Below are 24,515 nucleotides of genomic sequence, written 5' to 3'. Positions count from 1 at the left end.
GGAATCCCCTCCCCCCTCAGGGAGGGGAGGATTCAATGTGAGTATGCGCAACGGAATGGAGTGGCGACGATGAGGAGCCACAACGAAACATCGGGCGACGACCCGGGCTATCCGTTCGACGAGAGCGCCACGGCACGGGCCGTCATCGACGGTGACGGCATACTCGTCGAGTGGAACGAGGGCGCCCGGCGGCTCCTCGGCCACGTCTCGGCCGACGTCGTGGGCCGGCCCGCGGCCGACCTGCTGGCGCGGGACACCGAGTTCGTACGGCCCCCGTCGACCGACAACCGCTGGAGCGGCACGCTCACGCTGCGTCACCAGGACGGGCGGATCCTCCCCGTGTGGCTGCTCGCCCACCGACGGCAACCCGACCTCGGCGACCGCAGCGACTGGTTCGTCGTCTCCCCCCTGGAGAACGACGAGCGGCCGCCGGACGATCCTCTGAACACCGCGCTACTGGTGCAGTCGCCCTGCGCCACGGTCGTCTACGACGAGCGGCTGCGACTGCACGGGATCAACGCGGTGATGTCCGAGGAGATCAGCCTCCCGCAGGAGCGCATCCGCGGACTGCGGCTCTCCGAGATCGGCGGCAGACCACAGAGCGCGGAACTCGAGGGGCACCTGCTCCGGGTGCTCCTTTCCGGTCGGCGGGAGGACGTGGAGACGTACGGGCGCGCGGGCAGTGACGACCGTGCGCAGGCCTGGCTGGCCCGGATCGCGCCGATCAGGGACGCCGAGGGAAAGGTGCGCGGCGTCTGCATGACCGCCCACGACCTCACCGAGCAGTACCTGGCCCGGGAGCGCCTCCAGCTCGTGAACGAGGCGAGCGTCCGCATCGGCTCCACCCTCGACGTCACCCGTACGGCCCAGGAGCTGGCCGACGTCTGCGTGCCCGCGCTCGCCGACTTCGTGAGCATCGACCTCATGGACCCGCTGGACCAGGGCGGCGAGCCGCACTCCGGGCCGCTGTCCGCCCCGGTGAGCCTGCGCCGTGCCGCTCACCGCTCGGTGAACGCCGGCAACCCCGAGGCGGTGGTCAAACTGGGTCAGGTCGACGTCTACCCCGCCTCCTCGCCGCAGGCCGACTCCTTGCTGGCCGGCCGCCCCATCCTGGCCACGGATCCCGCGACCACGCTCGCGGAGTGGCTCGCCTGGGACCCGGTGCGCGGCGAGCGCGTCAGGGAGCACGGCATCCACACGACGATGTCCGTACCCATCCAGGCCCGTGGCGCGACGCTGGGCGTCGCCGTCTTCACCCGGTTTCGGCGCCCCGATCCCTTCACCTCGGACGACGTCCTGCTGGCCGAGGAGGTCACGGCCAGGGCGGCCGTCTGCATCGACAACGCCCGCCGTTTCTCCCGCGAGCGCGAGACGGCGATCGCCCTGCAGCGCAGCCTGCTGCCCCGGACGCTGCCGCGCACGGCCGCCGTCGAGGCGGCCTCGCGCTATCTGCCCGCGGCGCGGGCCGGGGTAGGCGGGGACTGGTTCGACGTGATTCCGCTGTCCGGGATGCGGGTCGCCATGGTCGTCGGTGATGTCGTCGGCCACGGCGTGCAGGCATCGGCCACCATGGGACGGTTGCGGACCGCCGTACGCACCCTCGCCGACATCGACCTGGCCCCGGACGAACTACTGACCCACCTCGACGACCTGGTCATCCGCCTCTCCGAGGAGGCGGGCAGCGAAGGGACCACCGGCGAGGTCGGTGCCACCTGTCTGTACGCGGTGTACGACCCGGTCGCCCGCCGGTGCACCCTCGCCCGGGCCGGCCATCCGCCGCCGGTGATGCTCCCGCCGGACGGCCCGCCCCAGGAGATCGACGTACCGCCCGGTCCTCCCCTGGGCCTGGGCGGGCTGCCGTTCGAGTCGACCGAGCTCACACTCCGCGAGGGCACCGTGCTCGCTCTGTACACCGACGGCCTGATCGAGAGCCGTGAGCGGGACCTCGACGACGGCCACCGGCTGCTGTGCCAGGCGCTGACGCGGGCCTCGGGCTCCCTCGACGAGACCTGCCACGACATCCTGCAGTCGCTGCTCCCGCCGACCGGCGCGTCTGACGACGTGGCCCTGCTGCTCGCCCGCACGAAGGGACTGCCGACCTCGCAGGTGGCGACCTGGGACATCCCGGCCGATCCGTCCCTCGTCTCCCCGATCCGCAAGCAGGTGCTCCGGCAACTGGACATCTGGCAGCTCAACGAGGCGGCGTTCACCGCCGAGTTGGTGGTCAGCGAACTCGTCACCAACGCCATCCGGTACGGCGAGCGTCCCATCCGGCTGCGCCTCATCCACGACGCCACCACGCTGATCGTCGAGGTCTCCGACTCCAGCCACACCGCGCCGCACCTGCGCCGCGCCAAGATCTTCGACGAGGGCGGCCGCGGCCTGCTCCTGGTCGCCCAGCTCACCCAGCGCTGGGGCAGCCGCCACACCACCGAGGGCAAGACGATCTGGTCGGAGCTCGCGCTGGGCGACGAGTGATGCCGTCGGCATCCCCGTCGGCGTGAGTGCCCGTCACCAGCCTCCGTAGCCTCCGCCGCCGTACCCGCCTCCGTAGCCTCCGCCGCCATACCCTCCGCCGTAGCCCCCGCCGCCATACCCTCCGCCGCCGTAATCTCCGCCGCCGTAGCCCCCTCCGTAGCCGCCCCCTCCGTACCCGCTGCCTCCCGTCCCGCCGCCGGACCCGTCGTGCTGCCAGCAGTAGGAGCCGTAGCACTGCCAATTCGGGGCGGGTGCCGGCGCCGTGGGCCAGGGAGTCGGGGACGCCTCGGAGGGCTTGGGATTCGGCTCGGAGGACGGCGGTGTGCGGGTCGGCTCCGGTCTGGCAGCAGGGATCCGCTCCGCCGTGTCCTTGTTCGTGTACGACGTGATCCACTCCATTTGGAGCGAGTCCACCGAAGTGTCGAACTCCCAGCGCTGGGACGGTCCGTCGTCACGGGCCCTGAGGACGAGGCCTGTCCCTTCCTCCCCCGAGGCGGGCGCCAGCGCGAGCTTCGGCTGCTCCAAGGGCACCAGATTTCCCTCGACGGTGAAGTCGTAGCGGACGCCTTCCCGTTGCTCCGCGCCCTCGCACAGGCCCAGCCGGACCGAGAAGTCGATCCGGGAGTCGAGGCACAGGTCCGAGTCGGCCAGGCTCCGCAGCACACCGTCGCTCTCGTGCGACCACTGTTGCCGCTCCGAGGAGGTGCAGGTGGCGAGTATGACTTCCGCGCCCTCGGTCGCCTTGCCGTCCGCGATGCTGACGCAGTCCTCGGTACCGGTGTTGCGGAGGCGGCCGCTCAGGGTGCCGGGCTGCGAGTCGCCCGCGTCGATCCTGGACGGCCCGTCGGGATTCTCGGACGCCGCCCCGGTGCCCGCGGCAGAGGGCAGGCGGTCGTCGTCCCCGCCGCCGGACCACAGGGCCAGCGGCACCAGGACGCATCCGCTCACCGCGAGCACGGCCAGGGCGAGGTTCCGGCGGCGACGCGTGAAGCGCCTTCCGGGCTCCGCGGGGCGGGCGTCGGCGTGCGGCGGGAGTCGTACGGCGTGACGAGGGCCGGTGCGCCGGCGAGAGCTGGTTTCCAGTCGAGGATCAGTTTCAGGGCGAGGGCCGGGGCCCGGGTGAGGGCCGCCTCCCCAACTGGAACCGGTGACCGGCTGAGGGCCGGTTCCGGGGAAGAGGTCAGCGCCCGGGAAGGCGTCGGTGACTGGGTGAAGGCCACTGTCCGGAGAAGGGCCGGCCCCGCGGACGGCGGACACGATCGGGCCCGCGTGCGCCTGCTCGACTCTGGCGCGGCGGCCGGGCCTGGAGTCGAGATAGGGCCGGGCCGCCCACCCGAGGACCCCCTCGGCCAGCAGGACGGCCAGCCGGCCGCCGGCCTGGTTCAGCTGGTCGGCCGCGTACTGACAGTGGGTGCACTCGGCGAGGTGCTGCCGCAGATCAGGGACGATGCTGCCGCCGCGCCGGATCGACACGTCAAGCAGTCTGCTGTAGCGGCGGCACGTCTCCTCGGGGGCGAGTTCGCGATGGCTCTCCACACAGTTCTGGCGCAGGAGTTCGCGGGCCCGATCCAGTTCCGTGGCAGCGTCCTCGACGGCGATACCGAGCAGGCCGGCCGGTACCGCGAGGTCCTCGGCCTCGACTTCCGCGTGCCACAGGACGCAGCGGGTGGACTCCGGCAGCCGCTGGAAGGCACGTGTCACCAGCCGTCGGTTCTCCGGCGGCAGAAGCAGCGCCGCGGCCCGGCTCTCGCCGTCCGGGCCGGACTGCAACTCGGGATGGAGCAGCTCCCGCCGTTTGTCCGCGTCCCACTCGCCGGCTATTCGGCGCACGGTGACCAGGAGCTGCGGCCGCCATGCGGCCTTCGGCCCGGTGTGCCGCACGGATTCCCCGAAGAGCCGGGTGAATGCGGCGGTGGTGAGCATTCCGGCGTACTGCGCGCCGTTCGTGCACAGCCTCGCGTACGAGAAGACCGCCACCCAGTGCCGGGCCAACAGTTCCCCGGCGGGATAGTGCGCCGGCCTCTTGCCCGACCCCTTCTTCAGGTCCGCCGCGAGCCGTTCGTCCGTCACATCGAACAGGCTGCCGGTCGCTGGGGAATTCGACGGGGTGGGGACGCTCACGTGCACTTTCCTCCAAAAGCTCTGCAGAAAAGTCCATACCAAGAGGTACGGAATTACCTGCACGCTGACAGGTGCACCTTTGCACAGCACGACACCCCGGAACAAGAGAACGCTCTCAATCCCCCTTTCTTTCGGGCACTTTGACGTTGACAAAGCGTCAACATAGATGCCCGGCAAAGGACTTAGAATGACGGACCCTTAAGTTACCTGGAGTAAGTACCGATTTGGCCTCAGCAGGGACGCCGACAGGGCCCCGACTTCCGTTGGGATATGCAACTCGACAGCGAGCCGAAGGACTCGCCGGCAGCACTCAAGACACCCCCTCCCACCTCCGCGAAGCCCGACCCGATTCCGTTAAATGACACCGAAAACCACTTCACAAAAGCCGGGAACCCCGAGTTCCGCACCCGCGACAGCCCTTTCAGGTGCGCGCCACCGCGGCCCGGGCCATGTCCTGCGCAGGACATTGACGGTGTGGCATGGCCATGCAATCCTCGGACATGGGAGCGCTCCCACAATTCCGCCGTCCGCACCAGACGGCATTCGTGGACCCATTCCAGGCACAGGGAGGCGCTCCATGCTCACGTTCCCGCACGCGCTCCGCCGCCCCACGAACAGACGTACAAGAACCGGAAAGCGCATGACCGCCGCTCTGCTGACGGCGACCTTGCTCGCCGGCGGGCTGGCCCTCGCCCCCGGGGCGGCCGGAGTCCCGTCCGCGGCGGATCCGGCCGTCGCGGCGACGACGCCCGTGAGGGTCAACCAGGCCGGCTATCTGCCGGACGGCCCCAAGCGCGCCACGGTGGTCACCTCGGCCGCCCAGCCGCTGACTTGGCAGTTGCGTGGCGCGTCCGGTGCCGTGATCGCCTCCGGCCGGACCGTCGTGCGCGGCACGGACGCGGCCTCCGGCGACGCGACCCACGTGGCGGACTTCTCCAAGTACCGGAAGGCGGGCTCGGGGTACGTCCTCGTGGTCGACGGGCAGAACAGCGCCCCCTTCGACATCCGCGCGGACCTCTACGACAGCCTGCGCTCCGACGCGATGGCGTTCTTCTACCACCAGCGCAGCGGCACACCGATCGAGGCGTCACTGGTGGGCCCCGCCTACGCGCGGCCCGCCGGTCACCTCGGTGTCGCGCCGAACCAGGGCGACACCGAAGTCCCGTGCCAGGCCGGGGTGTGCGACTACACCCAGGACGTCAGGGGCGGCTGGTACGACGCGGGCGACCACGGCAAGTACGTCGTCAACGGCGGGATCTCCACCTGGCTGCTCGTCGACTCCTTCGCGCGGGCCAAGCGGGCGGGCACCGCGTCCGCGCTCGGCGACTCGACCCTGCGGATCCCCGAGCGCGGCAACGGCGTACCCGACGTCCTGGACGAGGCACGCTGGGAACTCGACTTCCTGATGCGGATGCAGGTGCCGGACGGCAAGCCGTACGCCGGCATGGCCTTCCACAAGATCCACGACGCCGCCTGGACAGGGATCCCGACCCTCCCCCACCAGGACGCCCAACCACGTGAGCTGCACCGCCCGTCCACCGCGGCGACGCTCAACCTCGCGGCCACCGCCGCGCAGTGCGCACGCGTCCTCAGGCCGTACGACTCCGCCTACGCGAACCGGTGCCTGTCGGCCGCCCGCACGGCCTGGACCGCGGCGGAGGCCAACCCCGCGCTGTACGCGCCGGATTCGGACAGCACGGGCGGCGGCCCCTACGGCGACACGCAGGTCACGGACGACTTCTACTGGGCGGCCGCCGAGTTGTACGCGGCGACCGGGGAGCGCGCCTACCGGGACGCGGTCACGTCCTCGCCCTGGCACACCTCGACCGGCGCGTTCACGCCGTCGGGCTTCAACTGGGCCGAGACCGCGGCGCTCGGCAGGCTCACCCTGGCGACCGTACGGAACGGGCTGCCCGCGTCCGACATCGCGCGGGTGCGCGCCTCGGTGACGGCCGCGGCCGACGGCCACCTGTCGACGATGGCCGGCCAGGGCTATGCCGTGCCCATCCCCGCCACCGGGTACGTGTGGGGCTCCAACAGCCAGGTCACCAACAACGCGATCGTCATGGCCACCGCCCACGCACTGACCGGTCAACAGCGGTACCGCGCCGGGGTGTTGGAGTCGATGGACTACCTGCTGGGCCGCAACACCCTCGACCTCTCGTACGTCACCGGCTACGGGGACGCGTACGCCCGCAACCAGCACCACCGGTTCTGGGCGAACCAGTACGACTCGTCGCTGCCGAACCCGCCGGCGGGCTCCCTGGCGGGCGGCCCCAACAGCGGTCTGCAGGACCCGGTGGCGCAGGAACAGCTGGCCGGCTGCGCGCCCGCGGCCTGCTACATCGACGACATCGGCTCGTACTCCACCAACGAGGTGACCATCAACTGGAACGCCCCGCTGGCCTGGTTGGCCGCGTACGCCGCTGAGCGGCGCCCTGGCAAGCAAACTTGAACTCTCAAGCATATCGTTTAGCATTCAAGGAGGCCGTGGCCCAAGACAGTCCCCACATCCATCAGGAGTGAGTACCCGCAATGACCTCCCCCACGAGGCTCTCCCCCGTCCGAGGCGCAACCCTTGACCCGCAGAACCACGGTCACAGCGCGACCCCCCACGCGTACGACGCCGGTCTTCTGCTGCTGCGTCTGGCCGTCGGACTGACCATGGCGGCGCACGGCGCGCAGAAGCTGTTCGGCTGGTTCGGCGGTGGCGGACTGGACGGCACCGGACAGTTCTTCACCATGAGCGGCTACCCGCAGGGCAGGACGATGGCCGCCGTGGCCGGGCTGAGCGAGACGCTCGGCGGTCTCGGCCTCGCCCTCGGCCTGCTCACGCCACTCGCGGGCGCGGCGGTCGTCGGCACGATGATCAACGCGGTGGCCGTGAAGTGGGACGGGGGCTTCTTCATGCCGGAGGGCATGGAGTACGAGCTGCTGCTGGCCGTCGCCGGGGCCGCGCTTGCGCTGACCGGGCCCGGCCGGTACGCCGCCGACCGCTTCCTGCCCTTCCTGCGTCACCACAAGCTCGCGTACGGCGTGGCCGCGGTGGTGCTCGCCGTGGTGGTGGCGGGCGTGATGCTGCTGCTGCGCAAGTAGGCGCCGGCGAGCAGGTGTCAGCCTCGCAGCCCCGCCCGGTACGTACCGGGCGGGGCTCCGTAGCGTTGCCGGAAGACTCGGTTGAAGTGGAACGGGCTGGTGAAGCCGGAGGCAGCCGCCACCCGTTCCACCGGCAGGTCGGTGGCTTCCAGCAGCCGCGCGGCGTGCAGCAGCCGGGCGGCCAGCAGCGCCCGCATCGGGGACTGGCCGAGCTGCTGGGTGAACAGGTGCGCGAACCGGGATGCCGAGAGCGAGACCCCCGCGGCCAGCGACTCCACGGTGTGGGGCGCCCCCGGGTCGGCGGCGATGAGTGCCTCGGCCTGGCGGATCCGTGGGTCGATGCCCGACCGGTGGGGTTCCGCGCGTGCGGTGGCGGTGGCGAGCAGGACGATCGACTCCAGGGAGCACAGGGTCAGTTCGCGCGCCGCGGTTCCGTGGGCCACGGCGACGCGGCCGTCCTCGGCCTCCTCTTCGGGTGGGGCGCCCTCCCCGGTCCATCGGGCATCCGCCAGCATCCGCCGGAACGCCGACTCCAGTCGCCCCCGGACACTGCCCGGCACCGGCCTGACGGCGTACAGCCGATCGCCGAGGGCGTACGGGCGCACCCAGCCCGTCCAGGGTGGTCTGACCTGGCAGTGGGCCCACCAGAACGCCCAGTGCCGGGCGCCCGGCGCGACGGCGTACCGGTGCGGTACGCCGGGGCCGAGGATCACCAGATCTCCCGTACCCGCCCGTGTCTCCTCCGCCCCCTGGCTGAGCTGTCCCTCGCCGCCCGTGGTCCAGGTGAAGAGCCAACTGTCGGCGCCGCGCGGCCGGTTGACGTTGTAGCCGGGGCGCTGGTCGAAACGGCCGACCGTGACCATGCCCGGTGGCGGGGACGGGGCAGCAGGCTCGGGCAACTCGTCAGCACGCACAGGCATCCTCCCGGAAGGCGCTCCGGCCTAGCTTGAGGCGTAGAGGGCACGGGTGAGAAGGGACGGTTCGTATGACAGCCACGGACAGGACGATCAGGGATATGGACAGGGATACGGGCAGGGGTGTCGTGCAGCGGTTCGAGGAGGACGGCTTCACCGTGGCGCGGGGGCTGTTCGGCCGGGCCGAGATCGACGCGCTGTGCGCCGAGTTCACCGCGCTGTACGCCGCCGGACCGATCCCCGGGCACTTCGAACCCCGGGTAACTGAGACCGCGGGTCCCGCCGACCCCCTGCACCGCTACCCCCGGGTCATGCACCCTCACCGCGTCAACGACCTGGCACTGCGCTATCTCCTCGAACCCCGGCTGCGCGACATCCTCGAACTGCTGCTGGGCGAAGAGGTGCTGGCCGCGCAGAGCATGTTCTATTTCAAACCGCCGGGCGCACGGGGCCAGGCCCTGCACCAGGACAACTTCTATCTGCGGGTGGAGCCGGGCACCTGTGTCGCCGCCTGGATCGCCTGCGACGTGATCGACCGCGACAACGGCGGCCTGGAGGTGGTCCCGGGCACCCACCGCATGGACGTGTTCTGCCCCGAACAGGCCGACGACGGGTTGTCGTTCGCCCGCGAGTACGTCCCGCCGCCGCCCGGCCTGGCCGCCGTACCAGTCGACATGGAGCCGGGCGACGTCCTCTTCTTCAATGGCAGCCTGGTGCACGGCTCCCAGCCAAACCGCAGCACCGACCGCTTCCGCCGCTCGTACATCGGCCACTACGTCGGCCGCTCCACCCAGCGCATCGGGCGCTTCTACCGCACGCTCTCGATGAGCGGCGAACCCGTCCCCCTGCGAGAGAGCGAGGGCGCGGGCCCGTGCGGCACGGAGTTCGCGCCGGCGGGACCCCATTGAGTCAGGAACGCAGCAACTCCGCCCCGTCCAGGCCGAGTACGCCGTCCCGCCAGGTCAGCCCGCGCAGATCGCGTACGACGACGGACGCGTCGGTGTCCAGACCGCGCGGCCCGACCCCGATGACGTACGCGCCGGCCGCGGCGCCTGCCGTGGCGCCCGCGGCGCTGTCCTCGAAGACGACGGAGCGCGCCGGGTCCACAGCGAGCTTCCCGGCCGCCGTGAGGTAGCCGTCGGGGGCGGGTTTGCCGTGGCTGACGTCGTCCGCGGTGATCAGCACAGGTGGGAGTGGAAGCCCGGCGGCGGCGAGCCGGGCGCGGGCGAGGGCGGTGACTCCAGAGGTCACGACGGCCCAACTCCCTTGCGGCAGGCTCGTCAGGAGGTCGAGGGCGCCGGGCAGGGCGGTCGTGGCGGCGGCGGCCTCGATCTCCAGGCGGTCGATCTCGGCGAGGGCCGCGGGGCGCTGCGCCGGGTCGGGCACGAGCAGCGCGACGGTGTCGGCGGAGCGCCGCCCGTGCACCATCGCGGTGACCTCTTCGGCCGGCAGCGCGCGGGCGCGGGCCCACTGGCTCCACGCCTGGTCGACACCGAGGTCGGAGTCGACGAGGACGCCGTCGTTGTCGAAGAGAAGGCCCTCGCAGGGGATGTTCATGTCCGGGCCTTTCCGGTGCCGGTGGTGACGGGTCGGTTGCGGTAGCGGCCGACGAGTTCGCGCGCGGCGGCCTGCATACGGGCGGGCGGCAGCCCCTGGGCCAGCAGCGTCAGGTCGTCGACCACCATGTCGCCGATGCTTCGGAAGGCCTCCGGGATGCCGCCCGCGCGGTGCGCGGAGAGTACGAGTCCCTCCAGAGCGCGGGCGGGGTCGTCGGCGGCGACGGGTTCGTCGGGCCAGACGTCGATGGCCGCCAGCAGTCGGCCTTCGGCGACCCGCGCGAGCAGCGCCGGGTAGTCGACGACGGGTGCCCGGCTGACGTGTACCAGCCGGGCGCCGTCGGGCAGCAGACCGAGTTCACGCTCGCCGAGCAGATGGCGGCTCTCCTCGGTGGCGGTGGCGAGCACGAAGACGAAGCGGCTGCGGGTCAGGGTCTCATCCAGTGTGGCCGGGACGAGGCCCTGTTCGCGCAGGACGGCGGGCGGCAGCCAGGGGTCGTATACCCGGATGGTGGGGCGGAAGGGGGCCAGCAGCGGGTACAGGCCCCGGCCGAGGTTCCCGAAGCCGATCAGGCCGATGTCCGAGCCGTGCATGAGTACGGCATCGGTGTTGCCCTCGGACACATACCGCTCCCGTCCGGCGCGGAAGGCGCGGTCCTCGCGGCTGATGCCGCGCGCCAGGTCGAGGGCGAGCCCGAGTGCGTACTCGGCGACGGCCTGGGCGTACGCGGGTCCGCAGTTGAGGACGTGGATGCCGCGCTCGAAGCACACGTCGTAGTCGACGTACGGATAGAAGTTGCCCTCGATGTTGAGCAGGGCTCTCAACTCGCCCGCCCGGGCGAGGCGTTCGGCCGGCAGGTCGGGCTGGCCGACGACGGCGAAGGCGTCGGGCAGTGCCTGGTCGAGGGCTTCCTCCGTGTCCGGTTCGACGACGGTGAAGCGGTCGTGGAGCAGGACCAGCGCGGCCGGGCTGAAGATGCGGTCCTTGGGATGGGGGGCGGCGCGCAGGATCACGAGCGGCTTGTGCGGGGTACTCACGGCTCTCCTTGCGTCTTGGCGTCTCTTTGTACCTGTGCGCCGGTACGCGAACAGGTGCCGGCCCTCACGAAACGGTAGCCCGGCTCTGCCTGCGCGGCAGCACGGCCGGGCTCGCCCCCGCGATCAGGATTCCGGAACCTCGCGCAGGGAGGCCGGGAGCGCGTCCCGGAGCTGGGCGCGGGCCGTGATGCCGAGCTTGGGGAAGATCCGGTAGAGGTGGAAGCCGACCGTGCGGGGTGAGAGGAAGATGCGTTCGCCGATCTCGCGGTTGGTGAGGCCGGCGGCGGCGAGGCGGGCGATCTGCAGTTGCTGCGGGGTGAGTTCGGCCAGGCCCGCCGAACGGTCCGGCGTGGACGTCGCATTGACGCCCGCCGCGCGGAGTTCCGCGAGCGTGCGTTCGGTCCACGGCCGGGCGCCGAGGCCATCGAAGACCTCGAGGGCCGCGCTCAGCAGGGGCCGTGCCTCGACGGCCCGGCGCCGGCGGCGCAGCCATTCCGCGTAGTCGAGGCGGGTCTGGGCGCGTTCGAAGGGCCACTGGTCGCCCGCCGGATCGGCGAGGGCCTCCTGGAAGTGCCGCTCGGCGCCGTCCGGTTCGGCCAGCAGGGCGCGGGCGCGGTGCACCAGGGCGGCGAGCCGCGGGGACACCTCGCCCCCGGCGTGCCGCCGCCGGGCCGCGTCGAGGACGCCGCGCGCCTCTTCGGCCCGTCCGGTGCGTACGGCGGTGGCCACGAGATCGGCGAGGTAGTAGTCGGAGGCGTGGAAGTGCAGGGGCTCGCCGTCGTGGGTGAAGACTGCCCGGAAACGGTCGTACGCCCCCGCGTGGTCGCCCTCGGCGAGCGCCGCCGCACCCAGCGCGTAGTGCGCACGCACCTGCAGGCTGCGGCAGTTGGGCAGGTCGACGCCGTGGACGGCGCGCTGGACGGCGGTTCGCGCCGCTTCCGTGTCGCCGCGCAGGGCGAGCAGGGTGGCGCCGAGGACGGGCGAGCCGGCGGCCACGTTCTCCAGGCCCGCCTCGGCGGCCGTGCGGTACGCCTCGTCGAGGGAGGCCCGGGCCGCTGTCCACGCGCCGCTCTCGTACTGGGCGAGCGCGAGGGCCTGGGCCACGGTGGCGTTGGCGCCCGCGGTCGGGGAGCGGCGCAGATGTTCGAGGGCCGCGCCGAGCAGCCGTATCGCCTCGCTCGTCTCGTCGAGCACCCAGGCGGCGGCACCCCAGGTGACCAGGAGAGACAAGGGGCGGTCCAGTGCGGGCCCGGTCTCGCCGTCGGGCAGCGGGTCGTCCGGGTCGGCGGTGAGCATCTCGAGGGCCCGGGCCCGGTGGCGTAAGGGATCGGTGCCCGCGAGGATCCACAGGCGGTCCGTTTCGTCGTCCTGCGGAGGGACCCGTTCCGTGATGCGCAGGATCTTCTCGCGGTGTGCCGAGTCCCCTGAGTTGTACGCGGGCGTCGTCGCCGTTGCCAGGGCGTCCAGAGCCAGAAGGGGATTGCCGTCGGCCGCGGCCTCGGCGACCGGCAGGAGGTAGCCGAGCGAGCCCTCGAACTGGGCGGTGACCGCCAGCGCCCAGCCCGCGCGGAGCGAGGCCTCGGCGAGGACGGCGGGATCCTCGGTGAGGGCGGCGACCTGGGTGGTGATCTCGGCGACCCAGCGGGGGTGTCCGGCGTACATCGCCATGGCCGCGGCCCGCACCAGGCGGCGTGCCCGTGCTGCGGGATCGGGGCTGAGCTGGGCCGCGCGTTCCAGGGCGGTGGCGGCGGCCGCGTATCCGCCGCGGCGCTGGGCCCGGCTCGCGCCTGCCTCGAGTTCCCCGGCGGCGCCCTCGTCCACTCCCTCGACGGCGGCGGCGCGATGCCAGGCGCGGCGGTCGGGGTCGCCGGTGAAAGCCTCGGCCAGGGACAGGTGGGCGGCGTGGCGTTCCGCGTAGGTGGCGGACTGGTAGACGGCCGAGCGGATCAGGGGATGCCGGAAGCGGAGGCGGCCGTCTTCGATGCGGACCAGTCCGGCGCGTTCGGCGGGGTGCCAGTCGTCGGGGGTCGTGGTGGTGGCCGCGGCCGAGAGGATGAGGGGCAGCTCGGCGGTCTCCGCGGCGGCGGCGAGGAGCAGCAACTGCCGGGTGGCGGGCGGCAGTTCGGGCAGGTCCTGGGCGAAGATCGCCTCCAGGCGGTCGGTGAGGGGCAGCGTCCCCCGTCCCGCGCCCGGATCGCGTGCCACCGCCCTGGCCAGCTCCACCAGGGCCAGCGGGACACCGGCCGCCTCGTCGAGGATGCGTGAGCGGGCCCGGCCGGCCGGGGGCCCCGGCTGGCGGTCGAGGAGCCGACCGGCCGCCGCGGAGTCCAGCGGGTCGACGGTCAACCGCTCGAACTCGCGCGCGAATTGTGCGGGCACGACCTCGTCTCGCGCCGCCACGAGCATCGCGACAGGCTCCCCCTCCAGGCGTCTGGCGACGAAGGCCAGGGTGTCGAGGGTGCCGACGTCCAGCCAGTGCGCGTCGTCGATCACGAGCAGCACCGGACCACGGACCGCGAGGTCGGAGAGCAGTGTGAGCGCACCGAGGGAGGTCAGCAGCGGGTTCTGGACCTGCTCCGGTTCCGTGCCGTCGTCGAGGCCGAACACGCCGAGCAGTGCGGCCCGTTGGCGTACCGGGAGTCCTTCGGCGAGGTCCAGTACTGGCCGGAGCAGCTGATGCAGTCCGGCGAAGGGCAGGCCCGACTCGCCGTCGCAGCCCAGGAGGCGCAACACCCGTACCCCGGACCGCCGGGCGAGCCGGGCGGTCTCGTCCAGGAGGACGCTCTTGCCCGAGCCCGGGCCGCCGGTCACGACCAGTACTCCCGGGTGCTCTGTCGGGTCTCCTGACGCCAGCCCCTTCACCAGCCGTGCCAGCAAGGTCAGTTCGCGGTCTCTTCCGACGATCCATTCATCGCCGTCCGCCCCTGCCGCGTGGTCCACCCGTCTCCTCTCAGATCCCCCGGTTCCTCGCCCCTTGAGGACTCCGGGGCTCCCGCACTCCGGAAGAAATGCCCGACCCTCACACCTTATGCACAACTCTGGTTCATGGCGCGGGGCTTCGTGGTCACTCGGGGGAGAGTCCCGCGGTGAATCCCAGGACGGCCTCGGCGACCGCGCGCGGGTTCTCCAGGAGCATCGCATGCGTGCCGTCGATCTCCGCCACGGTCACCTCGGCCCGATTCTCCGCCAGCTCGGCCAGATCCCGGGCGAGGCCCGACCCGTAGGCCGCCATCAACTCGTCGAACCAGTCGAGACCGGGAATCGGCGGCACGGGCCGCAGCGCGCGCCCGAGCAGCAGCGGCCGGTCCATGCGGTGGAAGAGCGCGAAGACGTCGAGCGCGTCGATCCTGGCCAGCATCTCCAGGGCGTGCTCCCGCCGGGGCCGCAACTCCAGCTGTCCGTCGGCGCGTTCCGCGACAGAACGCCGTACGCCCGCCTCCAACAGCTCGTAGGGGATGCCCAGTCGCGAGGACATCATCCGCTGCTCGGCGAGCAGGTCCTTCAGGCCGCCGGAGGGAAGCACCCGGCCTGCGGCCGTCGCGGCCATCTCCCGCACCTGGACGAGCCGTTCCTCGACGTACGCGGGGTCGAGACCCACGTACTGGTCGGGCCGCCCCCAGCCGTACCCGTCCAGATTCACCGCGCCCGGGGTGGCCTCCGGGTGGTCGAGGGCGTACTGGACGGCGAGCATTCCGCCGAGCGAGTGGCCGACGGGGAGTGCTCCGGGAAGGCCGTGCTCGTCCAGCACCGCCTCGATGTCACCGAGCACTTCGCCGATGCGCCACGGTCCGTCGGCGGAGCGCCCGTGGCCGCGGAGATCCAGGGCCAGCACACGGTGGTGACGGGCCAGCAGCGGGGCGACGGCGGCCCAGTCGGCCAGGGTGCGCCCGGCACCGTGCAGCAGCACGAGGGGCGGTCCTTCCCCGCCATGGTCCTCGACGGCCAGGGTGACGCGGTCTCCAGTCATGATCCAACACTAGGGCCTGTAGCGAAAGTGGCGCCTGCCGCGCGACGCCCGGCGCGCACTCTCGCCGCACCGCTCGAAAGCCCGAGTACGCCCAGTACGAGGGCTTCCCGACGGCACTCCCCCAGCCTTCGGCCGGGGCCCCAGAGCACGCACCGGACGCCGCGCGGCCGCCCTTCCGGCGACGACGGCACTTTCGCAACAGGCCCTATAACGTCCGGTCGGGCCAGCGCTCCAGGATCAGACTCAGCGTCGACAACGGGCCGCCGGGAACCTGCTGCAGACGTCCGCCGACGGCCAGCGGCCCGAGATCGACGGCCGCCCATCCGAGCCGCTCGGCGAGGCGTGCGACCCGCTCGTTGGCACCCGCGTGGTTCCCGGACAGGAAGATGACCCGACGGCCGGCGGGAGTTCCGGGTTCGGCGCCGAGAAGCCCAGGGGGCAACGTGTTGAAGGCCTTCACCAGGCGCGCGCCGGGCACCAGATCGGCGACCACCTCGCTGGAGGAACGGCCACCGAGGTCGACGGCCTGGAAGGCGGGCGGGCCGAGCGGGTTGGTGGCGTCGATGACGATCCGCTCCTGCCAGTCGCTCACGTCCACCGACCGGATCGCTTCGCGCAAGCGGCTCCACGGCACCGCGAGGACGACGACGTCCTCGACGGCCGCCTCGGCGACCGTCGCCGGTCTCAGACCCGGTCCCATCGCGTGGGCCAGCCCTCGCAGCGACTCGGGGCCCCTGCTGTTGCTGATGACCACCCGCTCACCGGCGGCCACGAGCCGCCCGGCGAGGGCCTGCCCGATGGCTCCGGCGCCGATGATTCCGATGGGCATGCGTCAACTCCTCCAGCGGGTGGGCCGGTTGCGGTGCCGTGACGGGTGCCGCCCAGCATCGCGCCGGCCCGGCGGGGGCGCTTCTGTCGGCTGACTGGCCTTCTCGCGTGCCCGGCCCCCGAGGCGCGGGTGGACCTCAACCCTGCGTACGCTCCGCGGCCTGCGCGGACTTGACACGCACGTTTCCGCACGCTTCGATCCTCTGCGTGCCCAGGCCCGCGGCCCGGCACACAGAGGTGCGCCCAGCCGGTAACGGACACGTTCTCAGTCCGGCCACAGTCGCCAGGATCGCCACGGGGCACCCCGAGCCGCTCGGCTGCCCCGAGGGGTGTCCGAGGCGGGGTCGTACCCGCGATTGATGGAGCGGACATGTCCGTCAAGCGTGGTGCCCGCGTGGGAGTCCTCCGGGCGGCGGCAGCCCTGGTCGCCCTCGCGGCGCTGGCGTCCTGTACGTCGGACGGGGACGACGATGGCCCGGACGGCACGGCGAAGCCGGGGCCCGGAACCGTTCGGCTGCCGCCCGCGCACGCCGGGTTCGACTACCAGATCGGCGGTGCCTATCCCCCGCCGGCCGGTGTCCGTATCGTCGCCCGCGACCGCGCGGCGGAACCCGCTCGCGGCCTCTACAACATCTGTTACGTCAACGCCTTCCAGACCCAGCCCGACGAGCGGGACGACTGGCCCGCCGACCTGCTGCTCCGCGACAGGAACGGCAAGGTGGTCGTCGACGGCGACTGGAACGAGGCGCTGCTCGACATCGGCACGCCCGCGAAACGCCGGCGCATCGCCGATCGCGTCAATCAGTGGATCGACGGCTGCGCGGACAAGGGCTACGACGCTGTGGAGCCGGACAACTACGACAGTTACACCCGCTCCCGCCGCCTGCTGAACGCGGACGACGCCACCTCCTTCATCAAGCTGCTCTCGGCACACGCGCACGAGCGGGGTCTGGCCGTCGCGCAGAAGAACACCGTGGAGCTGGCCGGCCTCAGGCCCCGTACCGGGCTGGATTTCGCGGTGGCGGAGGAGTGCGGTGAGTACGACGAGTGCGGTGTGTACGCGGAGGCGTTCGACGACCGGGTCGTCGTCGTCGAGTACACCGACAGCGGCCTGCGGAAGGCGCGTTCGGGCTTCGGTGACCGGCTGAGCATCGTGCGCCGGGATGTGCAGGTGTCGACGCCGGACAGCGCCGACTATGTCCGCAGGACCCGCTGACGGAGGCCGCTGGAGCCGGGTCACCGAGCCGGTGACCCGGTCCGGACCGGGTCACGGAGCAGACGGATCCGGAGCCAGCAGGTCCAGGGCCTGCTCCCAGCGGAACCCGCGCTCCGCCGGACCGCCGAAGGCGTGCTCGCCGAACCGGACTCCCATCCCGCGCAGCCGTTTCACGCTGTCCCGGTAGGCGGGGTGGGCGGTCAACGCCTCGCTCACACAGGGGAGTACGGAGATGGGGACGCCGAGTCCGTACGCCTCGCACAGGGTGCCGAGGGCGAGGGTGTCGGAGATGCCGGCCGCCCACTTGTTGATGGTGTTGAAGGTCGCGGGCGCCACGGTGACGGCGTCCGGGTCCGGGAAGGGGCGGGGGTCGCCCGGGGCCCGCCAGGCGGAACGGATGGGGTGGCCGGTCCGCTCCTCGACCGCCCCGGTGTCGAAGAAGCCCATCGCGGGCGGGGTCGCGATGACGCCCACGTCCCAGTTCCGCTCCTGCGCCAGGGCGATCAACTCACCGATGCCCTCGGCGACTCCGGCGGCGCAGACGACGACGTAGAGGAAGGGATCGCGGGCCTGTTCAGTCACCCGGGAACCCTACTGAACCGGGAAGGACTCTCCCCGCTCGGAGTCCGGGCGCGGGCCGAAGATCCGGCGCTCCTTCTCCTCTATCGGTACGTCGTTGATGCTGGCCTCACGCCGGGTCATGAGCCCATGCCGGTCGAACTCCCACAGCTCGTTTCCGTACGAGCGCCACCACTGGCCGTGGGCGTCCCGGGACTCGTACTGGAAGCGGACGGCGATGCGGTTGCCGTCGAAGGCCCAGAGGTCCTTGCGCAGGGCGTACTCCTGCTCGCGCCGCCACTTCTCCGTGAGCAGTTCCACGATCTGGGCGCGGCCCGTGACGAAGGTGTCGCGGTTGCGCCAGACCGAGTCCTCCGAGTAGGCGAGCGAGACCTTGTGGGGATCGCGGGTGTTCCAGGCGTCCTCGGCCGCCTGGACCTTCTGGGCCGCGGTGTCACGGGTGAAGGGCGGCAGGGGCGGGCGGTCGGTCATGACGGCTTCCTCTCAACGGTGGCGCGACGAACGGCAGCGGTGGTGCACCAGGCGGGAGAACGTACGTTCTCCGGTATGACTGTTAACGTAGAGAACGGTGGTTCTCTCGTCAAGAAATCCATCACGGAGCCAAGGAGCGGGACGGGTACATGGACAGCGCGGTCGCCAGGGATCAGGCTCTGGACGCGGCGGAGAGGTTGTTCTACGGGCGCGGCATTCAGTCCGTCGGCATGGACGACATCCGCGGCGCGTCGGGGGTCTCGCTCAAGCGGCTCTACCAGCTGTTCCCCGCCAAGGAACAACTGGTGCTGGCCTATCTGGAGCGGCGTGATCTGCGGTGGCGGCAGCGGCTCGCCGACCATGTGGACGGCCACGCGGATCCCGGACGGCGGATCCCGGCGGTCTTCGACTGGCTGGGCCTGTGGTTCCGGGAGCCCGACTTCCGCGGCTGTGCCTGGATCAACTCCTACGGCGAACTCGGCGCCACGTCGGAGCGGGTCGCCGACCAGGTGCGCGCGCACAAGCGGGCCTTCAAGGACTACCTGGCGGGTCTCGTGAGAGAGGCCGGACTGCCCGCGGGCCTGGCCGAACCGGTATACCTACTGGCCGAGGGGGCCATGGTCACCGCCGCCATCGAACAGAGTGCGGAGCCCGCCACGCAGGCCGGGCGGGCGGCCCGGATGCTGGTGGAGGCATACGGCGGAGCCGCCGTCATTGACTGACCGCCATTGACTGGCGTCCTGTGGAGTTGCAGACTCCCATTGAAAGTTCAACGGAGAATTATTCACCAGGCGAACGTGCAGCTTCCTCCCGGACGCCGCGCGGCGCCGCGCATGACGAGAAGAGCCTCGCATGACCCTCCACCGTGACCTGCTGATCGGCGGCAAGGACCTGCCCGCGGCATCCGGCCGCACCGCCGAGGACGTGAATCCCTACAGCTCGGAGGTGTACGCCACGGTCGCCGCGGCCGGCGTCGAGGATGTCACCCGGGCCGTGGACGCCGCGGACGCCGCGTTCGCCGACTGGGCAGCGGTCGGTCCGGCGCAGCGACGGAAGATCTTCCTCGACGCGGCCGACCTGCTGGAGGCCCGCACCGAGGACGCCGTACGGACGATGGCGGGAGAGGTCGGCGGAACCCGGCCGTGGGCCATGTTCAACGTCGGTCTCGCCGCGAACATCTTCCGCGAGGCCGCCGCCGCAGTGACCGCGCCGCGCGGAGAGGTACTGAGCGCGCAGAAGGAAGGCGCGCTGGGCCTCGCGGTCCGCGAACCGGTCGGTGTCGTCGCGGCCTTCTCGCCGTGGAACGCCCCGGTCATCCTCGGCGTCCGCGCCGTCGCCGCCCCGCTCGCCGCGGGCAACACCGTGGTGATGAAGCCGAGCGAGGACGCGCCGATCGCCTGCGGTCTGTTCATCGCGGACGTCCTGCGTGACGCGGGTCTGCCCGACGGCGTCCTGAACGTGATCACCAACGCTCCCGAGGACGCGGCCGCCGTCGCCGAGGCCCTGATCGCCGACGAGCGCGTACGGGCCGTCAACTTCACCGGGTCCACCGGTGTGGGCCGGATCATCGGCGTCCACGCGGCCCGGCATCTCAAGCCCGCGGTGCTCGAACTCGGCGGCAAGAACTCCGTGATCGTGCTGGACGACGCCGACGTGGACTACGCGGTCGACGCCGCCGTCTTCTCCGTCTTCATGAACTCCGGCCAGATCTGCATGTCCGCCGACCGGATCCTCGTCCACGAGAGCGTCGCCGAGGAGTTCGCGGCCAAGTTCACCGCGAAGACCGAGTCGCTCTCGACCGGCGACCCGGCCGACCCGCACAACGTCGTCGGCCCGCTCGTCACCGCGGACGCCGCCCGCCGGGTCGCGGCACTCGTCCAGGACGCGGTCGCCAAGGGCGCCACCGTCCTGACCGGCGGTTCCGCGCCCGAGGGCGCCGTGCACCCGGCGACCGTGCTGACCGACCTGCCCGAGGACGCCGACCTGTTCCACGGCGAGGCGTTCGGCCCGCTCGCGGTAATCAGCACCTTCACCACGGACGACGAGGCCGTCGCCTTCGCCAACACCACGGAGCACGGGCTCAGCTGCGGAATCATCACCGAGAACGGCACGCACGGGCTCAAGGTCGCCCGCCGCATCCGTACCGGCATCGTCCACGTCAACGACCAGTCCGTCGCCGATGAGCCGAACGCCCCCTTCGGCGGGTTCAAGGCCAGCGGATACGGCCGCTTCGGCGGGCGCTGGGGCATCGAGGCGTTCAGCAACACGCGCTGGGTGACGTTGGCCACCCAGCAGGCCCACTTCCCGTTCTGACCGGTTCGGGAGCCGGTTCTCCTGTGTGCTGCTGATGCCCGGGTCCGGGCATCAGCAGCTCCCGTCAAGCACTATCGGTCGGCCTGGAAGGCCTGGGCGACGGCGAGGCTGTCCTCGTACACGTGGTGCCGTACGACCAGGCCGTTCTCGACGGTGAGGTGGAGGGCGCACCGGGCGCGGTAGGGGCGCCCGGTGGCCTTCGCCGTCTGGCGGATCTCGCCGAGGACGACCGCCTCGGCGCCGTCCACGAGGATGCGTTCGATCTCGGTGGCCGCCTGCCCGGGGTCGTGGTGCTCGGCCAGCAGGAGGTAGTGGTCGGCGGCGTCGGCCCGGGTGGATCGCGGCCGGATCCAGGGAGTGTCGACGCGCCCGTGCTCGTCCTGCGGCCAGCTGAGCTTCCAGTCGGCCTCTTCGGCGTACAGTTCGGCGATCCGCTCGGGGTCGCCCTGGCCGATGCGGTGGAGGAGTTCCTCGACGACGCCGCGGGTCGTCGCGGTGCGCGTCGTGCCGGTCATGAAGGTCATGGGGCTCTCCCAATCTCGAAGTGTCGTGAACCACCCCGGCACTCGCACCGTCCGGCGCCGGGAGGAGCTCCCACCGTGCCGGTCTCGGCCCTCACCCGGCAATTACCTGCCAGGTAAGGTCGGTCGGCGCGCACGCCCGCCGAGGCCGATCTCCTCGTCCCTCCGCCCACCCCGCCAACTCGCCGTTGAAGCACGCCCGTTGGCCACGCTGGGCGAGGACCGGAAACGGGTGATCGACTCGCCGGCCCGGCTCGTCGAGGCGATGGAGAGCGGCCTGGAGGGGTAACGGCGGAGAGATGTGCGAGAGGGATGAAATCGCCGGACAAGCCGTGTTGAATCTTGGGTTGGCAGAAGTCATACATACGAACGACGATCGATGGGATGGATGGCATGCCTCTTGAGGGCGAGTACGAAGCCAGCCCGACGCAGTGGGTACGTGAGCAGGTGGAGTTGTACGAGAGCTCCGGCGGGACCGAGGGGACGACGTTGATGGACACGGGGATGCCCGTGGTCCTGCTGACCACCCGGGGTGCCAAGAGCGGCAAGCTGCGCAAGACGCCGCTCATGCGTGTGGAGCACGAGGGCCGCTACGCCGTCGTCGCCTCGCTGGGCGGCGCCCCCAAGCACCCCGTCTGGTACTACAACGTCCTCGCCGATCCCCACGTGGAGCTCCGGGACGGCCCGGTGAGCCAGGACATGACGGCACGCGAACTCACCGGCGAGGAGAAGGCGTTGTGGAGGGAGCGCGCGATCGCGGCGTATCCGCCGTACGCCGACTACGAGAAGAAGACCGACCGGGAGATCCCGATCTTCGTTCTGGAGCCGTCCGCCGGGGAGTAAGCGGCGCGAGTACGTGACCGCGGCCCGTACTGGACCCCCGTCCGGTGCGGGCCACTCCCCTGTTTCCCCCAGCTCCCCCGGTCGGTCGGCCGTGCTCCGCCACGCGTACCAGCCGATCACGACCGCGGTGAACGCCGCGGGCACTGCGACAGCGGGGCGAGCCAGGTTGTTCGGCGGTGGGGGTGATGAAGCCCCCGCGGCCGTCCGTCCGGTACGGATACGCCAACTCTCCCTGACCACTGCGTCGTTGACAACGCGAGTGGCAGGCGCGGACGGGTGGTGACAAGGGCGGAACGGCGTTCTGCCCCCTCGCCGACGGGGTTCCGAAACTCGCTCGAAAAAATGTGCATGATTCGTCGACCGTCGGGCACCCGACGGTCAGGCCCCGCCGCGCTCCCCCGTCGCGGCGGGGTCGTCGCCGTCTGCGGCGAGGCGTGGCGCCGGTCGGCCGCGGCCGGCTGCCGCGCCCCTCCGCGCCGTGAGCGCGTCCGTCACGTCGAGGAAGATCTGGTCGGCCTCGGGGATCGTGTGGGACACGGACCGTTTGATGCGTTCGGCGACCAGTTCGACCTCCTCGCTGTCCAGGCCGGGGGTGAGGTCGACGCGGGCGGCCACCAGGGTCGACTCAGGGCCGAGCTGCATGGTCAGCAGGGACTCCACGGAGTCGATCTCGGGCTGGGCCTCCAGCAGGGCGTGGATGCGGCGGCTCGGCTCCGGGCCCATGGACTGGCCGATCAGCTGCTCGCGCGCGTCGCGACCGAGCCGATACGCCACGTACACGAGCAGTGCCCCGATGCCGAACGAGGCCGACGCCTCCCAGACGATCCGGCCGGTCGCCATGTGGAGGGCCATTCCGGCGATCGCGAGGCCTACGCCCAGCACGGCGGTGGCGTCCTCGGCGACGACCGTCCGCAGGGCCGGGTCGCGGGCTCCGGCGGCGAGGCCGCCCTGTTTGCGCACCTGGTGCAGGGCGCGCAGGAGGGACGTCCCTTCGGCGAGCAGCGCGACGACGAGTACCAGGAGCCCCGCCACGTAACCGCTGCGTGTCTCCGTGCTGCCCCTGCTGAGGGCCTCGAAGCCCTGGAACAAGGAGAAACAGCCACCCATCACGAAGATGCCGACGGCCGCCAGCAGGGACCAGAAGAAGCGTTCCTTGCCGTAGCCGAAGGGGTGCCGGCTGTCGGCGGGGCGTCGGCTGCGGCGCAGGGCGGCGAGGAGGAAGACCTCGTTCATGCTGTCGGCCACCGAGTGCGCGGCCTCCGAGAGGAGCGCGGGGGATCCCGCGACGAAGCCGCCCACGATCTTGGCGAGGGCGATCACGAGGTTGGCGGCCAGGGCCACCAGCACGGTGACGCGTGTCCTGCGGTCCGAGCGATGCGAGCTGGTGGTCCCCCCGGACGGAGGCTCGGAGAGGGGCGAGGGCTTGTGACTCACCCCGCCCGACTGCCCCGGTCAAACACCCTCACACAGGGGTGACGACGGAATTCGGGGAACTCGCATCAGGGCAGGTGCGGAAAAGGAGAGGCATCATGAGCGACACCGAGGGCAACAGCGAGTACGGGAGGAAGTCCTTCAGCCGGTCCAAGAGCCACTTCACGGACCGCGTCACGGCGGACGGCCGGGACGGCTGGCCGGTCGAGGCCGGGCCCTATCGGCTGGTCGTCAGCCGGGCCTGTCCCTGGGCGAGCCGCTCGGTGATCTCGCGGCGGCTGCTGGGGCTCGAGGAGGCCCTGTCACTGGCGATCGCCGACCCCGTCCAGGACGACCGCAGCTGGCGGTTCACGCTGGATCCGGGCGGCCGCGACCCCGTACTCGGCATCCGGTTCCTCAGCGAGGCGTACGAAGCGCGGGAGCCGGACCCGCCGGGCGGCGTCAGCGTGCCCGCCCTCGTGGACGTGCCCTCCGGCCGCCTGGTGACCAACGACTACCAGCAGATCACTCTGGACCTCGCCACCGAGTGGACGGCCCTGCACCGGGAAGGGGCGCCCGACCTGTACCCGGCGGGGCTGCGGGACGAGATCGACGAGGTGATGGCGGAGGTGTACGAGGACGTCAACAACGGGGTGTACCGGGCCGGGTTCGCCACCGGCCAGGAGGAGTACGCGGCAGCCTGCGAGGGTGTCTTCCGACGGCTGGAGATCCTTTCCGACCGGCTCGCCCGCCGACGCTACCTCGTCGGGGACACGATCACCGAGGCGGACATCCGGCTGTTCACCACGCTGGTCCGCTTCGATGCCGTCTATCACGGCCATTTCAAGTGCAATCGCTGGAAGTTGACGGAGGATCGGGTGTTGTGGGCGTACGTCCGCGATCTCTACCAGACACCCGGTTTCGGGGACACCGTCGACTTCGACCACATCAAGCGGCACTACTACCAGGTCCACACGGGCATCAACCCGACCGGCATCGTGCCGCTCGGACCCGATCTGTCCGGCTGGCTGACGTCCCACCACCGGGAGGAACTCGGCGGGCGCCCGTTCGGCGACGGGAGCCCCCCGGGGCCGGTACGCGAGGGCGAGGAGGTGCCGACGACGGGACGGCCCTGAACCCGCAACCGGCGGCCGATAGCCGATA

20 protein-coding genes are annotated in these 24,515 nt (G+C 71.5%); 9 read left to right on the top strand and 11 right to left on the bottom strand.

The genetic code is table 11. The annotated features are described in order from the left end of the window. Positions 1 to 69 precede the first annotated feature (69 nt). Positions 70 to 2,478, top strand: a complete 2,409-nt coding sequence (locus ACTWQR_RS16645; RefSeq protein ID WP_443227842.1) for a SpoIIE family protein phosphatase — start codon at positions 70 to 72, stop codon at positions 2,476 to 2,478. Between the two features lie 33 nt (positions 2,479 to 2,511). On the opposite strand, the gene ACTWQR_RS16640 is transcribed toward ACTWQR_RS16645, so the two are convergent. Then, positions 2,512 to 4,599 (bottom strand): ricin-type beta-trefoil lectin domain protein, encoded by a 2,088-nt coding sequence (locus tag ACTWQR_RS16640; protein WP_443227841.1) that lies wholly within the window; start codon positions 4,597 to 4,599, stop codon positions 2,512 to 2,514. Between the two features lie 640 nt (positions 4,600 to 5,239). Between ACTWQR_RS16640 and ACTWQR_RS16635 the strand changes: the two genes are divergently transcribed. Next, positions 5,240 to 7,054 (top strand): glycoside hydrolase family 9 protein, encoded by a 1,815-nt coding sequence (locus ACTWQR_RS16635; protein ID WP_443227840.1) that lies wholly within the window; start codon positions 5,240 to 5,242, stop codon positions 7,052 to 7,054. 80 nt (positions 7,055 to 7,134) lie between these two features. Continuing rightward, positions 7,135 to 7,695, top strand: a complete 561-nt coding sequence (locus ACTWQR_RS16630; RefSeq protein ID WP_443227839.1) for a DoxX family membrane protein — start codon at positions 7,135 to 7,137, stop codon at positions 7,693 to 7,695. Between the two features lie 17 nt (positions 7,696 to 7,712). Here ACTWQR_RS16630 and ACTWQR_RS16625 read toward each other — a convergent pair whose 3' ends face one another. Next, the gene (locus ACTWQR_RS16625; protein WP_443227838.1) at positions 7,713 to 8,615 is read right to left on the bottom strand and encodes a helix-turn-helix domain-containing protein; all 903 of its coding nucleotides are present in this window, start codon (positions 8,613 to 8,615) and stop codon (positions 7,713 to 7,715) included. 95 nt (positions 8,616 to 8,710) lie between these two features. On the opposite strand from ACTWQR_RS16625, the gene ACTWQR_RS16620 reads away from it, so the two are divergent. Continuing rightward, complete coding sequence (locus ACTWQR_RS16620) at positions 8,711 to 9,517, top strand: phytanoyl-CoA dioxygenase family protein (RefSeq protein ID WP_443227837.1); 807 nt, start codon at positions 8,711 to 8,713, stop codon at positions 9,515 to 9,517. 1 nt (position 9,518) lies between these two features. On the opposite strand, the gene ACTWQR_RS16615 is transcribed toward ACTWQR_RS16620, so the two are convergent. The 5 genes from ACTWQR_RS16615 to ACTWQR_RS16595 all read right to left on the bottom strand — a co-directional run bounded on the left by ACTWQR_RS16615 (position 9,519) and on the right by ACTWQR_RS16595 (position 15,999). Beyond that, complete coding sequence (locus ACTWQR_RS16615) at positions 9,519 to 10,166, bottom strand: HAD-IA family hydrolase (protein WP_443227836.1); 648 nt, start codon at positions 10,164 to 10,166, stop codon at positions 9,519 to 9,521. Next, positions 10,163 to 11,203 carry an NAD(P)-dependent oxidoreductase gene (locus tag ACTWQR_RS16610; RefSeq protein ID WP_443227835.1) on the bottom strand — a complete coding sequence of 347 codons (1,041 nt, stop codon included), beginning with the start codon at positions 11,201 to 11,203 and terminating at the stop codon, positions 10,163 to 10,165. The genes ACTWQR_RS16615 and ACTWQR_RS16610 overlap by 4 nt, the downstream gene beginning before the upstream one ends. 123 nt (positions 11,204 to 11,326) lie before the next feature. Next, positions 11,327 to 14,143 carry an AAA family ATPase gene (locus ACTWQR_RS16605; RefSeq protein WP_443227834.1) on the bottom strand — a complete coding sequence of 939 codons (2,817 nt, stop codon included), beginning with the start codon at positions 14,141 to 14,143 and terminating at the stop codon, positions 11,327 to 11,329. Positions 14,144 to 14,267: 124 nt separating this feature from the next. Beyond that, positions 14,268 to 15,170, bottom strand: a complete 903-nt coding sequence (locus ACTWQR_RS16600) for an alpha/beta fold hydrolase (protein WP_443227833.1) — start codon at positions 15,168 to 15,170, stop codon at positions 14,268 to 14,270. A 205-nt stretch (positions 15,171 to 15,375) separates the two neighbouring features. Beyond that, the gene (locus ACTWQR_RS16595; protein WP_443227832.1) at positions 15,376 to 15,999 is read right to left on the bottom strand and encodes an NADPH-dependent F420 reductase; all 624 of its coding nucleotides are present in this window, start codon (positions 15,997 to 15,999) and stop codon (positions 15,376 to 15,378) included. Between the two features lie 369 nt (positions 16,000 to 16,368). Between ACTWQR_RS16595 and ACTWQR_RS16590 the strand changes: the two genes are divergently transcribed. Then, entirely contained in the window at positions 16,369 to 17,214 is an 846-nt protein-coding gene (locus ACTWQR_RS16590; protein ID WP_443227831.1) for an endo alpha-1,4 polygalactosaminidase, read from the top strand. Between the two features lie 51 nt (positions 17,215 to 17,265). Here the strand turns inward: ACTWQR_RS16590 and ACTWQR_RS16585 are convergent, their stop codons facing one another. Next, complete coding sequence (locus tag ACTWQR_RS16585; protein WP_443227830.1) at positions 17,266 to 17,796, bottom strand: flavoprotein; 531 nt, start codon at positions 17,794 to 17,796, stop codon at positions 17,266 to 17,268. 9 nt (positions 17,797 to 17,805) lie between these two features. Continuing rightward, the gene (locus tag ACTWQR_RS16580) at positions 17,806 to 18,264 is read right to left on the bottom strand and encodes a DUF1348 family protein (RefSeq protein ID WP_443227829.1); all 459 of its coding nucleotides are present in this window, start codon (positions 18,262 to 18,264) and stop codon (positions 17,806 to 17,808) included. 149 nt (positions 18,265 to 18,413) lie between these two features. Between ACTWQR_RS16580 and ACTWQR_RS16575 the strand changes: the two genes are divergently transcribed. Both ACTWQR_RS16575 and ACTWQR_RS16570 read left to right on the top strand, forming a co-directional pair. After that, a complete protein-coding gene (locus ACTWQR_RS16575) occupies positions 18,414 to 18,986 on the top strand; it encodes a TetR/AcrR family transcriptional regulator (protein ID WP_443227828.1) in 573 nt (190 codons plus the stop codon). A 130-nt stretch (positions 18,987 to 19,116) separates the two neighbouring features. Then, complete coding sequence (locus tag ACTWQR_RS16570) at positions 19,117 to 20,577, top strand: aldehyde dehydrogenase family protein (protein ID WP_443227827.1); 1,461 nt, start codon at positions 19,117 to 19,119, stop codon at positions 20,575 to 20,577. A 71-nt stretch (positions 20,578 to 20,648) separates the two neighbouring features. On the opposite strand, the gene ACTWQR_RS16565 is transcribed toward ACTWQR_RS16570, so the two are convergent. Then, on the bottom strand, positions 20,649 to 21,101 hold the full coding sequence (locus ACTWQR_RS16565; protein ID WP_443227826.1) for a nuclear transport factor 2 family protein: 453 nt from the start codon (positions 21,099 to 21,101) through the stop codon (positions 20,649 to 20,651). 390 nt (positions 21,102 to 21,491) lie between these two features. Here ACTWQR_RS16565 and ACTWQR_RS16560 point away from each other — a divergent pair, with 390 nt between their 5' ends. Then, the gene (locus ACTWQR_RS16560) at positions 21,492 to 21,941 is read left to right on the top strand and encodes a nitroreductase family deazaflavin-dependent oxidoreductase (protein WP_443227897.1); all 450 of its coding nucleotides are present in this window, start codon (positions 21,492 to 21,494) and stop codon (positions 21,939 to 21,941) included. A gap of 378 nt (positions 21,942 to 22,319) precedes the next feature. Here ACTWQR_RS16560 and ACTWQR_RS16555 read toward each other — a convergent pair whose 3' ends face one another. Beyond that, the gene (locus tag ACTWQR_RS16555; protein WP_443227825.1) at positions 22,320 to 23,375 is read right to left on the bottom strand and encodes a cation diffusion facilitator family transporter; all 1,056 of its coding nucleotides are present in this window, start codon (positions 23,373 to 23,375) and stop codon (positions 22,320 to 22,322) included. 95 nt (positions 23,376 to 23,470) lie between these two features. On the opposite strand from ACTWQR_RS16555, the gene ACTWQR_RS16550 reads away from it, so the two are divergent. Beyond that, entirely contained in the window at positions 23,471 to 24,487 is a 1,017-nt protein-coding gene (locus tag ACTWQR_RS16550; RefSeq protein ID WP_443227824.1) for a glutathione S-transferase family protein, read from the top strand. Positions 24,488 to 24,515: the final 28 nt, after the last annotated feature.

The sequence above is a fragment of the Streptomyces sp. 2A115 genome (assembly GCF_052245575.1).
GTDB lineage: Bacteria > Actinomycetota > Actinomycetes > Streptomycetales > Streptomycetaceae > Streptomyces.
This window is presented reverse-complemented; position numbering and strand designations above follow the sequence as displayed.

What these genes read in the sequence shown, in the direction of transcription:
- ACTWQR_RS16580 (WP_443227829.1), bottom strand. Translation starts at nt 18,264, where the DNA reads ATGACCGACCGCCCGCCCCTGCCGCCCTTCACCCGTGACACCGCGGCC.
- ACTWQR_RS16590 (WP_443227831.1), top strand. Translation starts at nt 16,369, where the DNA reads ATGTCCGTCAAGCGTGGTGCCCGCGTGGGAGTCCTCCGGGCGGCGGCA.
- ACTWQR_RS16625 (WP_443227838.1), bottom strand. Translation starts at nt 8,615, where the DNA reads ATGCCTGTGCGTGCTGACGAGTTGCCCGAGCCTGCTGCCCCGTCCCCG.
- ACTWQR_RS16600 (WP_443227833.1), bottom strand. Translation starts at nt 15,170, where the DNA reads ATGACTGGAGACCGCGTCACCCTGGCCGTCGAGGACCATGGCGGGGAA.
- ACTWQR_RS16570 (WP_443227827.1), top strand. Translation starts at nt 19,117, where the DNA reads ATGACCCTCCACCGTGACCTGCTGATCGGCGGCAAGGACCTGCCCGCG.
- ACTWQR_RS16645 (WP_443227842.1), top strand. Translation starts at nt 70, where the DNA reads ATGAGGAGCCACAACGAAACATCGGGCGACGACCCGGGCTATCCGTTC.
- ACTWQR_RS16565 (WP_443227826.1), bottom strand. Translation starts at nt 21,101, where the DNA reads ATGACCTTCATGACCGGCACGACGCGCACCGCGACGACCCGCGGCGTC.
- ACTWQR_RS16560 (WP_443227897.1), top strand. Translation starts at nt 21,492, where the DNA reads ATGCCTCTTGAGGGCGAGTACGAAGCCAGCCCGACGCAGTGGGTACGT.
- ACTWQR_RS16635 (WP_443227840.1), top strand. Translation starts at nt 5,240, where the DNA reads ATGACCGCCGCTCTGCTGACGGCGACCTTGCTCGCCGGCGGGCTGGCC.
- ACTWQR_RS16630 (WP_443227839.1), top strand. Translation starts at nt 7,135, where the DNA reads ATGACCTCCCCCACGAGGCTCTCCCCCGTCCGAGGCGCAACCCTTGAC.
- ACTWQR_RS16575 (WP_443227828.1), top strand. Translation starts at nt 18,414, where the DNA reads ATGGACAGCGCGGTCGCCAGGGATCAGGCTCTGGACGCGGCGGAGAGG.
- ACTWQR_RS16550 (WP_443227824.1), top strand. Translation starts at nt 23,471, where the DNA reads ATGAGCGACACCGAGGGCAACAGCGAGTACGGGAGGAAGTCCTTCAGC.
- ACTWQR_RS16620 (WP_443227837.1), top strand. Translation starts at nt 8,711, where the DNA reads ATGGACAGGGATACGGGCAGGGGTGTCGTGCAGCGGTTCGAGGAGGAC.
- ACTWQR_RS16595 (WP_443227832.1), bottom strand. Translation starts at nt 15,999, where the DNA reads ATGCCCATCGGAATCATCGGCGCCGGAGCCATCGGGCAGGCCCTCGCC.
- ACTWQR_RS16615 (WP_443227836.1), bottom strand. Translation starts at nt 10,166, where the DNA reads ATGAACATCCCCTGCGAGGGCCTTCTCTTCGACAACGACGGCGTCCTC.